At 38.8% G+C, this 13646-nt stretch carries 7 protein-coding genes; 4 read left to right on the plus strand and 3 right to left on the minus strand.

Translation table 11 applies throughout. From position 1 onward, the window contains the following. Positions 1-7 precede the first annotated feature (7 nt). The 3 genes from qseG to purL all read right to left on the minus strand — a co-directional run bounded on the left by qseG (position 8) and on the right by purL (position 7044). Positions 8-934, minus strand: a complete 927-nt coding sequence (gene qseG, locus AACV00_RS11145; RefSeq protein ID WP_012368133.1) for a two-component system QseEF-associated lipoprotein QseG — start codon at positions 932-934, stop codon at positions 8-10. Between the two features lie 83 nt (positions 935-1017). After that, positions 1018-2466, minus strand: a complete 1449-nt coding sequence (locus tag AACV00_RS11150) for a sensor histidine kinase (protein WP_004248446.1) — start codon at positions 2464-2466, stop codon at positions 1018-1020. 687 nt (positions 2467-3153) lie between these two features. Beyond that, entirely contained in the window at positions 3154-7044 is a 3891-nt protein-coding gene (gene purL / locus AACV00_RS11155) for a phosphoribosylformylglycinamidine synthase (RefSeq protein ID WP_036970975.1), read from the minus strand. Positions 7045-7308: 264 nt separating this feature from the next. On the opposite strand from purL, the gene mltF reads away from it, so the two are divergent. The 4 genes from mltF to AACV00_RS11175 all read left to right on the plus strand — a co-directional run bounded on the left by mltF (position 7309) and on the right by AACV00_RS11175 (position 13622). Then, entirely contained in the window at positions 7309-8778 is a 1470-nt protein-coding gene (gene mltF, locus AACV00_RS11160) for a membrane-bound lytic murein transglycosylase MltF (protein WP_004248448.1), read from the plus strand. Positions 8779-9610: 832 nt separating this feature from the next. Beyond that, the gene (locus tag AACV00_RS11165) at positions 9611-10165 is read left to right on the plus strand and encodes a fimbrial protein (protein WP_004248449.1); all 555 of its coding nucleotides are present in this window, start codon (positions 9611-9613) and stop codon (positions 10163-10165) included. 174 nt (positions 10166-10339) lie between these two features. Further along, entirely contained in the window at positions 10340-12826 is a 2487-nt protein-coding gene (locus tag AACV00_RS11170) for a fimbria/pilus outer membrane usher protein (RefSeq protein ID WP_036895330.1), read from the plus strand. 31 nt (positions 12827-12857) lie between these two features. Then, positions 12858-13622: a fimbrial biogenesis chaperone gene (locus tag AACV00_RS11175; RefSeq protein WP_004243877.1), complete on the plus strand. Its 765-nt coding sequence runs from the start codon at positions 12858-12860 to the stop codon at positions 13620-13622. Positions 13623-13646: the final 24 nt, after the last annotated feature.

Genomic DNA, 13646 nt, shown 5'->3' on the forward strand with positions numbered 1-13646 from the left:
ATTCTCCTTATTTAGATCCTGTTTCAGTAGGTTTAACCGTTGCGCTATTCTCTTTTTCTGTCGAGGTATTTTTCGCATCAGGTTTTACTTGCTCTGCTTTTGGTGGTTCAGGTTTAACTGCTGATACCGAAGGTTGTGAAACCTCATTATTTTCTTTGGTTATCGATTGCTCGCTTGCCGTTGACTTATTGGATTGCTCCGCTATCGGTTTATCGGCTGGTTTTTCTGCATTACTCGCATCTGAAGATTGAACATCAGATAGTGCTTCTTCTTGAGAAATAGCATCCACAGAAGCCCCTTGTTTTCGGCTCGATAATTGACGTTCAATTTGTGTGAGACTTTCGAGTTTTTTACGTGTGGTATTTAACTCATGCTCTAATGCATTATTTTGTTTTTTCAGCAAATCCATTTTATTTTCCGTTTCTGTAACAAAACGGCGATTACGATTTTTCTCATCAGCGAGAGCAAGCGTAAGCGTTTGATTCTCAATCCAAGTAGATAATAGAACACGCATAGAGCTTGGAAATTGCAATTGATAGCTTTCTAATAAAACCAGCTGAGCACGACGTTCAGCAACCGTCATTCCCGCTCGCTCTAATAAAATACTTTTATAAAAGGCGCCATCCCATCCGGCAACGATAACACTACTGGCTTGACGTTGTGCTTCTGTAGACATAATACGCTGTGTGCACTCAATGGTACGTAACCAAAATAGCGGATTATTGAGCCCTTCATGATAAAAAGCAGCTAAAGTTTTACATTCTGCCCAACGATAATCGATAGTTTTTTGTTTAACAACGGGGGTTTCAGGCTCAATATTAGCAGTTTCGGTCAGCGATTTTTGTGCACATCCAGCAAGAAACATAGGCAACATTATCCAACACAGATACTGTTTCCAGTGTGAAGCGATCCTCTTAATTGATGCAGGGGCCATAGATAATTGCTCATTAGCCAGTGTCTTTCGCTTTAATTTTTTATACTGATGAAAAGACACCTGTTTTTGTGACCTGATATGCATTATTTATTCTCAGAAAGTAGCGGTAGTTCAATACGAAAACAGACATCAGCATAGTCAGAATGAACAATATTTAACTCGCCATCCATTCTTTTGATACAGTCATGAGCAATACTTAACCCCAAACCACTCCCTTTGACAGCCCCTTTACGTAATAGAGAACCTTGAAAAAAGGGCTCAAAAATCATTTTTTGTTCTGATTCAGGGATCGGAGTGCCTTTATTGGCTATATCAATAACTATTTTCTGTTCAATTTGATAACTAGAGATCCAGATATTACCCGATTCAGCGCCATAGTGCACCGCATTCGAGTAGAGATTATCAATAACTCTTGATAATAACGTCGTTTCTGCTCGACATTTTTTCAGATCAAGTGAAATTATCGTCTTAATGCCTTTCGCTCGGGCGGGTAAACTATGCGCTAACACCACATCATTCACTAATGTGGTTAAATCAACTTCCTCAATTTGCTGAGGTACTTCGGAAAGTTTACGATTATAATCAAGTAATTGCTCAATTAATAATTGAAGTTGTTTACTACTATTATCAAGAATAGCTACGACTTCTTTTTGATCTAAGGTTAAAGGCCCTGCTACTTCATCCGCTAATAATTCTGTTCCTTCGCGCATACTGGCTAACGGTGTTTTTAACTCATGAGAAATATGACGTAAAAACTCATGGCGTTGCGATTCTAGCCATGCAAGACGTTCACTTAACCAAATAATACGTTGAGCTAAAGAGCGTAATTCACGTGGCCCCTGAAACGAATTCAAGTTATTATTTAATGTACGCCCTTCCCCCAATCGGTTAATCATTTTTTCTATACCTTTAACCGGACCGATGATCATACGGGTAAATAAGGCAATTAAAATCAGGCTAAAAACAAAAACAATTAAACTTTGCCAACCAAAATAACGCCCTTTTTCAGCAATAGCCATTTGTAGTTGCTCGCCACGACTAAAAATAATCTCTTTAGTTAACACGACAATGCGGTTATTGGCATAAGAAAATTGCTCTAATGCCTGTTGCATTTGAGAAGTGGGTTCACTATTTTTGCATTGAATTGATTTGAGCGTTTTCAAAGAAGTATTCAAGGCCTGTGCTTCTTTAGACTCAGAAAGAGGGATGATGGTCTGCTGCAAGGTAGAGAACATTTTGCTGTATTGTTGATAACGCTGTTGATACATTTCTTCATCAGTTTTATCACGCAATACACAATATCGTCGATAATTTCCTTCCATTTCAATAGCTAAATTACGCATCACCTCGCTACGCTCGGTATCCGCTAACGCATTTTTATTGGTAATAGCGGCTTGGTTACTAAGCTGATCCAAACTTTGATAAGCCTGATAGGCAAGGACGAGAAGCGGTAACAGCACCATCCAAAATGCCATGATAACCAATTGTCTTAAAGATCGGGGGAAAATACGCCACTTTTTCAATGAAATCATCTCAACACCTATTAGAGTAATGCGATGCTACATGACTTAATAACAAGAAAAAAGTCCGACATTGAAATTCAGATAGGAAAACGAACACAAGCGAGAACACGCAACAGGCTCTAGAAATGGGAGAGCGGAATATCTTACTGAGATATTCCGCTCGTCAATATTCATCTCTTTTCTCTCTAAAAGAGAATGAAGGTGGTGCCTCACTCCACGTGTCGCCCTGTGTTTGATAAGGCCCGAAGGCGAGTATCATGATGTTGGACGGTAGGCACCTTACTCTGGCGTCATTCTTGGCTTATGTGGTATGTTCCCACCCATATTGTGGACCGACATAAAAAGTTGAATGAGCAACTGATTAATATAATGCACAAGGCGTGCCAACTTTTCAATTAAAATCATAAATCATTAATTTTAAACGAAAAAGTATTTTTATCTTACTAAAATAAAAAACAGCCCCAATTTTTGATAGCGAAAAAATCAACAAGCTGTCTCCATTTCCAGACACCGTTAATTAAAAAATATTAAATTATTAAAATTCAACAAGTTAAATGTCACCTTTTGGCGACAATGAAAAAATGATGTGTCGTCGATTTTATACATTGATAATTTTTTCCTTTTATATCAACAAAATAAAGCCCCTCTAACTTGAGGGGCTTTGGGTTATAACACTGACTCTTTTTTATTACATCATTAGTCAAATTGCTTTCTGGCATTACGGAATAAGCGCATCCAAGGGCTATCTTCTCCCCAATTTTCTGGATGCCAAGAATGGCTCACTGTTCTAAAAACGCGCTCAGGGTGAGGCATCATGATTGTTGAGCGGCCATCTGTTGTGGTAACAGCGGTGATCCCTTTTACTGATCCATTAGGGTTTAATGGGTATTGCTCTGTTGGTTGACCATAGTGATCAACAAAACGCAATCCTACTAAATTTTGTGCTTCTAACTGCGCTAATTGTGCAGCGTCACGAAATTCAGCAAAACCTTCACCATGGGATACCGCAATTGGCATCTGTGAACCCGCCATACCTTGTAATAATAGCGACGGGCTATCAGTTACTTTTACTAAGCTAAAGCGGGCTTCAAAACGCTCTGAGCGATTGCGTACAAAGCGCGGCCATAAATCTGCCCCCGGAATAAGCTCGGCCAACGTTGACATCATTTGGCAACCATTACAAACCCCAAGTGATAACGTATCTTGACGTGCAAAGAATTGGGCAAACTCATCACGTAAACGATGATTAAATAAAATAGATTTAGCCCATCCCTCACCCGCACCGAGTACATCACCATAAGAGAAACCACCACAAGCAACCAATACATCAAAATCACTTAATGAGCGTTGTGCCGTATGTAAATCGCTCATATGAACATCAATAGCATCAAATCCAGCGCGATCAAAAGCTGCTGCCATTTCCACATGAGAGTTAACACCTTGCTCTCTTAATACCGCAATACGAGGACGACTGCCTGTAGCAATATAAGGCGCCGCAATATCCTCTGCGGGATCAAAGGTTAAGTGAACATTTAATCCCGGATCGTGACTATCTTGTTTGGCACGATGTTCTTCATCTGCACATTCAGGATTATCACGTAAACGTTGCATTTGCCATGTCGTTTCAGCCCACCAGACACGTAATGTACTACGTTTTTCGTGGTAAACTTCCGTTTCACGGCTTTGAATAATAATGTCATCACTTGGTGTTGCTTGCCCTAAGTAATGTAAACAATCCGCTAAACCATGTTCAGTAAACAGTGTTTCAACGCTTTCTTGATGCTCCCCTTTAATTTGGAACACCGCACCTAGCTCTTCATTAAATAGACCTGCTAAAATATCTTCGTCATAAGCACTGATATCAACATTAAGGCCACAATGTCCCGCAAACGCCATTTCGGCCAAAGTCACAAATAAGCCACCATCAGAGCGGTCATGATAAGCCAGTAATTTACCGTCGCTCACCAATTGTTGAATGACATTAAAAAACTGTTTTAACTGCTCTACATCACGTAAATCAGCCGCTTTTTGTCCTAGCTGACGATAAACCTGAGCTAATGCTGTTGCCCCTAATGCATTATGACCATTACCTAAATCGATTAGATATAAACGGTTTCCTTCTTGGGTAGAAAGCTCAGGAGTGACAGTTTTACGTACATCTTCAACACGGGAAAATGCGGTGATAACTAAAGAGAGCGGTGAAATAACTTCTTTCGTTTTCCCTTGTTCATCTTGCCAACGCGTTTTCATGGACATTGAGTCCTTACCCACCGGAATAGTAATACCTAATTGTGGGCATAGCTCTTCACCAATGGCTTTTACTGCATCATATAATCCCGCATCTTCACCAGGGTGACCCGCCGCAGCCATCCAGTTTGCGGAAAGTTTTATACGATTAAGTGACTGTACATCGCAACCAGCCATATTGGTTAAGGCTTCACCTACCGCCATTCGCGCTGATGCGGCAAAATCTAATAGTGCAATAGGGGCTCTTTCCCCTATTGACATCGCCTCGCCGTAATAGCTATCTAATGTGGCCGTTGTTACTGCACAGTTAGCCACCGGAATTTGCCAAGGTCCAACCATTTGGTCACGCGCAACCATTCCCGTAACACTACGATCACCAATAGTAATTAAGAACGTCTTCTCAGCAACGGCGGGTAAATGAAGTACGCGATAAACCGCTTCTTTTAAATCGATATCTTTACGATCGAGATATTCACCTGCTGTTTGATGTGATGTGACATCACGCAACATTTTCGGCGCTTTACCCAACAAGATATCTAAAGGCATATCTATTGGTTTATTATCAAAGTGTGTATCATTTAACACTAATTCACGCTCTTGTGTTGCCTCGCCAATGACCGCATAAGGGGCTCTTTCTCGTTGGCATAGCGCATCAAATAGTGGCATTTTTTCTGGAGATACCGCTAATACATAACGCTCTTGCGACTCATTACACCAGATCTCTAGAGGACTCATACCCGGTTCATCATTTAAAACGTTACGTAACTCAAAACGACCTCCACGCCCGCCATCATTGACAAGCTCAGGCATGGCATTAGAAAGCCCCCCCGCTCCGACATCATGAATAAATAAAATCGGGTTATCATCACCTAATTGCCAACAGCGATCGATAACCTCTTGGCAACGACGCTCCATTTCTGGGTTATCTCGTTGCACAGAGGCAAAATCTAAATCAGCATCTGACTGGCCGGAAGTCATAGAAGAAGCCGCACCACCTCCTAGGCCGATATTCATCGATGGGCCACCAAGTACAATTAACTTAGCACCCACGGAGATCTCACCTTTTTGCACGTGATCTTCGCGAATATTACCAATACCACCAGCCAACATAATAGGTTTATGGTAGCCTCGAATTTCAACACCATTATGGCTATTAACCTGCTCTTCATAGGTTCTGAAATAACCTAATAAGGCGGGACGACCAAATTCATTATTAAATGCGGCTCCACCTAAAGGGCCTTCTGTCATAATGTCCAGTGCACTGACAATACGTTCTGGTCTGCCAAAATCTTCTTCCCAAGGTTGTTCAAACCCCGGAATACGTAAGTTAGAAACGGAAAAACCGACTAAACCCGCTTTAGGTTTTGCCCCACGGCCTGTCGCCCCTTCATCACGAATTTCACCGCCAGAGCCGGTTGCTGCACCAGGCCACGGGGAAATTGCCGTTGGGTGATTGTGCGTTTCCACTTTCATTAAGATATGGACAGGCTCTTGATGATAACGGTAATGCCCTTTTTCCGTATCGGGATAAAAACGCCCAGCAACGGAGCCTTCCATTACAGCAGCATTATCTTTATAAGCCGACAAGACATAATCAGGAGTTTGCTCAAAAGTATTTTTAATCATTTTAAATAATGATTTGTCTTGCGCTTTACCGTCGATTATCCAATCTGCATTAAAAATTTTATGACGGCAATGCTCTGAGTTTGCTTGAGCGAACATATAAAGTTCTACATCAGTTGGATTGCGTTGCAAACGTTTAAAAGCATCTACTAGATAATCAACTTCATCATCAGCTAGCGCTAACCCCATTTCAATATTGGCAGCAACTAGCGCATCTTTACCGTGAGCAAGAACATCAATTGTTTTTAATGGGGTGGGTGTCTGTTCAGCAAATAGCGCATTAACTTGTTGATAATCGGTAAAAATTGTTTCCATCATACGATCATAAATAAAACCGTATAACAACTGCCACTGTTCTTCGGCCATCGTATCGCTATCTATATAATAAGCAATACCACGTTCAATTCTAACCACTTGTGCTAAACCACAATTATGGGCAATATCTGTCGCTTTAGTCGACCATGGTGAAATGGTTCCCGGTCGTGGTACAACAATACGCATCTCTCCAACAAGCTCATGCTCTGTTAATGAAGGGCCATAGTGCAGTAACTTGCTTAATTTAGCTTGTTCATCTTCAGATAGCTGTCCATCCACTTTTACAAAATGGATAAACTCCGCATAAATACCACGGACAGGAAGTTGGTTTTCCTGACATAAAGTTAATAGTTTATTAATACGAAAAGCGGATAAAGCGGGGGAGCCACGCAGGATTTCCATAATATTGAGTTCTCTCTTTTAGCAGCTAGCCTGATCAATCATTCAGGGGAAACGCGCCTAGTATAATAGAATAACCGCTCAGACGAAACCGTTTGCGTGAACAAAATAACAGCATTTAACTTAGCGTGTTTTCATCATTAATTGGTGTAATCAAGTTGCGTCTTAGCAAAATGTTGAGCAAAATGGTCGATTACTGGAAATTTATCCATGTTTAAATGACTACTTTACACACAATAAAAAACAACGTTAACGAGAACCAACCTATTGAACAATATAAGGATTAACTATTTCGTTATCGTTATCATAGCGCTATTTTCAGCCGCGATTATTGCACTGAATATTACTTGGCCTGACAGGCAAAAAGCGCAGATAAATAAGATTTTATCTCGTGGTGAACTTAGAGTGAGTACTATCCCTTCACCACTGATAACGATAAATGATAAAAAGGACCCCGTAGGTTTCGATTATGAATTAGTGAAACGCTTTGCTGATTATCTTGGCGTGAAACTTGTCGTTAATATGCGGACGAATATCAACCAACTCTTTGATGATCTGGAGAATAATAAAGCAGACTTTATTGCCGCTGGATTAATTTATAATAAAGAAAGGCTAGATACGACACGAAGTGGGCCAGCCTATTTCTCAGTTTCTCAACAACTGATCTATCGTAAAGGCACATTGAGGCCTCGTCGTTTTGATGAGCTTAATGGGCGCCTTGTCGTCGCAGCCGGTTCAGCTCATGCCAGCTTATTAAAAACATTAAAAGAAACGCAATATCCTGAACTCGAATGGGAAGAGTCAGAAACTAAAACGACATCACAGCTACTTGAAGAGTTATCTGAAGGTAAAATAACTTATGTACTAGCCGATTCAATCAGCGTCGCGGTACAACAACGCATTCACCCTAATGTTGCAGTCGCTTTTGAGGTGACGGAAAGTCGTCCATTAACGTGGTATTTACCAAATCAAGATGATAATAGTCTGTATGCAGCCATGTTGGATTACTTCAATCAACTTTCCCAAGACGATGTGCTCGCAAGACTAGAAGAGAAGTATTTTGGTCATGTTGGTTCATTTGACTACTTTGATACACTCTCTTTTATTACCGCCATTGACTCAATATTACCTAATTATCAACCTCTGTTTGAAAAATATGCCGAGACTTTTGATTGGCGTTTATTAGCAGCAATGGCTTGGCAAGAATCACATTGGGATCCCCATGCCACGTCACCGACAGGTGTAAGAGGCTTAATGATGCTAACACGTCCAACTGCGTCAAGTATGGGTATAACAGATAGGTTAGATCCTGAAGAAAGTATCAAAGGAGGTGCACAATATTTAAAACATCTTCTTTCTCGCCTACCAGATACTATCCCTGATGATGAAAAAATCTGGTTTGCACTTGCCGCTTATAACATGGGATATGGTCATATGTTAGATGCAAGAAAGCTAACCGAACAGCAAGGCGCCAATCCTAATAGCTGGTTAGATGTAAAAGCGCGGTTACCTTTGCTCAGCCAAAAGAAATACTATTTAGATCTTCCCTATGGTTATGCGAGAGGACATGAAGCTTATCGTTATGTTGAAAATATTCGTCGCTATCAACTCAGTTTAGAGGGATACCTACAAGCAAAAGAGAGTAAAAATAAGATCCTATCGAAAGACGAAAAAGACGATTCAGCCAATACTGCTTTATTACCGCCTCGCTCCGTAGGAACCCCCTCTTCATCTTAGTTGTCAATTATATAGCCTCTTTTTAGGGGCTTACTACCCTCGTTTTTTATTCATCTAACCACAATTTTAGCAGCATAATCCTCTCTATACCGTGCCATAACTTGGTATCCTCCCCCTCTTGAAGGACGGGTTTTACTGCGAACTTGATAAAAAATGTTACTATTTTAATACTTTTTTTATTAAAAATAGTTAAATTACTCATGTTAAAAAAAATAACAAATTAATCTAAAACCACTCACAGAATGAGTAATTTGACTTAAAAACAACCAATAAGGCTATTTTTAGTACATTGGAATAGGTTATATATAAGAAAATATTAATATAAATACTTAATCATTATCTCACTATTTACTATTCATTTTGTTATTAATTTCTTACAAAAATCTTATTTATCTATAAAAATTAACTTTATAGTTACAAACAAAGCTTATAAATAACTGAAAAATATACTTTATTATATTTTATTATTAGTTTTATTAATTTTTTTAAAGTTATGTTAATAACAGCATAGTTTATAACGTTAATATAATGTTAATCATCATATCTATTAAATTTCTCTGCCATATAAACTTTTTTACCCGTATTAGGAGTAATAAAGAGAATATTTCTATATAAAAAACTATTAAAAAGGAATTTATAGATTAAAATATGAAAATTGCACAAACTAACAAAATCTTATATCACTGATAGTATTTTTACTGATATCATATAAACCAGTCATTATCCGACTTGATGAAAAATGTAATGTACATCAATTTTTACATTTGGACATCAATACTATTTTTATTTTTAGTCAATAATAATACGTACTACCTTCAAGGGATCATCTATAATGAAACTGAGTAAAATTGCTTTGGCTGCGGCTTTAGTATTTGGTATTAATTCTGTTGCTACAGCTGAAAATGAAACGCCTGCACCAAAAGTAAGTTCAACTAAAGGCGAAATTCAATTAAAAGGTGAAATTGTTAATTCAGCATGTGGATTAGCAGCATCTTCAAGCCCTGTAATTGTTGATTTCAGTGAAATTCCAACTTCTGCATTAGCAAATCAGCAAAAAGCAGGAAATATCAAAAAAGATATTGAATTACAAGACTGTGATACAACTGTAGCGAAAACTGCCACAGTTAGCTATACACCAAGTGTTGTTAACGCTGTAAATAAAGATTTAGCCTCTTTTGTTTCTGGTAACGCATCTGGCGCAGGTATTGGCTTAATGGATGCGGGTAGTAAAGCAGTTAAATGGAATACTGCAACTACACCAGTACAATTAATTAACGGTGTATCTAAAATCCCATTCGTTGCTTATGTTCAAGCTGAATCAGCTGACGCTAAAGTAACGCCAGGTGAATTCCAAGCCGTTATCAACTTCCAAGTTGATTATCAGTAATCATATTGATTTAAATATCTAAATTAATAAATAAGTAATTACTGCGAAAACGCAGAGGATTTCCTCTGCGTTAAATTCAATAAAACACTTCAATTTAATAAAAATGAAAAGTAATTAAATAAATATTTATTATTTAATTACTTTTTATTTAATATAATAATTAGGCGTTTATTCATGTTAATTCCTTATTCACCCCACACAATATGGAAGACCATTTGTGCGACTTTGCTATTAAGCTTGGCGTTTTTCTCACAAGCAGAGCAGGACGATTCTGTGGAATTTAACATTCATATGCTAGACGCGGAAGATCGCGATAATGTCGACCTTTCACGTTTTTCTACCTCAAATTATATCATTCCGGGTATGTACTATTTAGATATTCGTCTAAATGGTCGCGACTTTCCTCGCCAAAATATTAATTATATTGAAGTAGCAGATAATCATTCCGTGGCTTGTATCGACCCTACTCTTTTAAAAAAGTTAACAATCAACCAAGAAAACCAAAAATATATCAAACAAATATCACCAGATTGTTTTGATATTAGCCAATTACCCGGTATCTCGATTAAAAATGATGGTGGTGTACTTGATATCACGTTACCGCGCTCATTAATGAAATATGAAGAATCTGATTGGACTCCTCCGGAGCTTTGGGATAGCGGAGTCTCTGGGCTTATTTTTGATTATACATTAACAGGAACGTCAACTCGCCCTAATAAAGGCAATAATAACAATACGTTAACTGGTTATGGTCAAGCGGGATTAAACTTGGGTGAATGGCGTTTACGAGCTGAATATCAAGGCAATTATTCTTCTGAATATTCATCTAACAATCGTTTTGATTGGAACCAAATTTATGCCTATAAGCCATTACCAGATCTCGCCGCCAAACTAACGGTTGGGGAAACTTATTTAAACTCTCAAATTTTTGATAGTTTCCGTTTTACAGGAGCCAATTTACAAAGCGATGAGAGAATGTTACCCCCTTCTCTCCAAGGCTATGCACCTGAAATTCATGGCATCGCCAATACCAATGCAAAAGTGACGGTAACCCAAAATGGACGTTTAATTTATGAGACAACCGTACCTGCTGGCCCTTTCGTGATTAACCATCTACAAAATACCGTACAGGGTCAACTCGATGTTAGAGTTGAAGAGCAAAATGGTAAGATTAACGAATTTCAAGTGCAAACCGCTAATTTGCCTTATATGACTCGCCCAGGATCTGTGCGTTTTAATACCTCACTGGGACAGTCATCTGTGAACAACCATAAAATGCAAGGCCCTATTTTCTATCAAGGGGATTTTTCATGGGGAATGAATAATACATGGTCTCTCTATGGTGGTGCTTTACTTACCGCTAAAGATTATAACGCATGGTCTTTAGGTATCGGCCATGATATGGGACGTTTTGGTACCCTTTCTGGTGATATTACACAGTCTTATAGCAAAACCTATGATAATGAAAAAATCAATGGGATGTCTTTTAAACTAAACTATGCAAAAACTTTTGATGAGTACCACAGTACCATTACTTTTGCAGGTTATCGTTTCTCAGAAAAAACATTTCGCTCTTTTTCTCAGTATATTGATGAGCGTTATAACGGCATCAATAATAATGGCTATGAAAAAGAAATGTACACCATTACCGGTAATAAAACTTTTTGGGCAGATGATGCAGAGAAATCGACCACCCTCTATCTCTCTTATCGCCACCAAAATTACTGGGATAAAAATACTCAAGAGCAGTATGGTGTCACAGTAAGTCGTAATTTTTCCATTATGGGGATTGAGCAAATCAATACCAACTTGTCAGCATTTCGTACCCAATATAAAGGGAATACTGACGATACGCTCTCTTTTAATATTTCACTACCATTAGGAAGTGGTCGCAATATTGGTTATAACTTGCAAGATAACAATGGCAAAGTGACACAAATGGCCTCTTATGCTGATAATCGCGATTATAATAATTTATGGCGCATAAGAGCAGGCTTAAGTTCGGATAAGAAAGCCAATACCGATGGTTATTATCAACATCGTTCCCAGTATGCAGAAATCAATGCCAATGCAAGCTATCAACAAGATAATTACTTAGCCGTGGGCGCAACGATAAAAGGCGGTTTTACTGCTACTCGTTATGGAGCTGCATTACACAGTAGCAGTATGACCTCTAGCACCGCAAGAATAATGGTGGATACTGATGGTGTTGCAGGGGTGCCCTTTAATGGTCAAAGCACGACTACGAACCGCTTCGGCATTGGTGTACTAACCGACTTAACAAGTTATAACAATGTTGATGCACGTATTGACGTCGATAAGATGGATCAAGATATCGAAACGCGTAAAGCCATTGCTTCAACAACCTTAACAGAAGGTGCCATTGGTTATTACCAATTTCCGGTTCGTCAAGGTGAACGCTTAATGGCTGTCTTACAGACAACTGATAATAAATACCCTCCTTTTGGTGCGGAAGTCACCAATCAAAAAGGGGAAAGTATTGGTATGGTGATGGAAGAAGGCCTTGTTTATATTGCGGGTGTTAACCTTAATGAATCATTAAATGTAATTTGGAACGGTAAAACACAATGTTCAATTACCATTCCCGCGGAAATAACAGATCCCTTAAAACATCAATCGCTCGTTTGTCAGGATCGTTAACAAATAAAATTAATAATGAGAGATAATTAACATGAACTCATTCAGCACACTAAAAACACTATTTTGTGGCTCTTTGCTGGCACTGAGTCTAGTGAATACAACACAAGCGGGTGTTTCACTGGATAGAACTCGTATTGTATTAACGGGTAATGAAAACTCAGCCAGTGTTAATTTAAAAAATACCAGCCCTGATATTCCTTTTTTAGCGCAATCTTGGGTTGAAAATGAAAATGGGCAGAAGATCTCTTCACCCTTAGTGGCACTTCCACCGTTACAACGCCTTGATGGTGCTCAAAAAGGCGTAGTTCGCATTACAAAAACAGCTGAAGTTGGGCTATTACCTCAAGATAGAGAATCACTGTTTTATTTAAATGTGCGTGAAATTCCACCCGCACCAAAACAAGCCAACGTATTACAGATGGCGATGCAGTCACGCATTAAATTATTCTATCGCCCTAGTGCCATAGTACCTGAAAAACCGGGAATGGTTTGGCAAGATCAACTGGTGTTTAAAAAACAAGGTAATAAATTTATTGTTAATAATCCAACCCCTTATTACATCACGATTATCTCACTTTCTAATAAATTAAATGGTGAGGATAGCGATAAATTAACCACCTTCCCAGGATTAATGGTTGCGCCAAAAGCTTCACTGGATATACCAGTAAAAACCAGTAACGTTAATCAGTTTTATATGATGTATGTAAATGATTACGGTGGACACCCAGAGCTCAAATTTGTATGTCAGCAAGATAGCTGCAAAGTAGCCCCTAAAGATCAACAACCTAAATATTAATAAACTTGATGCCGGTAGGAATAA

The organism is Proteus sp. G3927, assembly GCF_963894685.1.
Lineage (GTDB): Bacteria > Pseudomonadota > Gammaproteobacteria > Enterobacterales > Enterobacteriaceae > Proteus > Proteus mirabilis.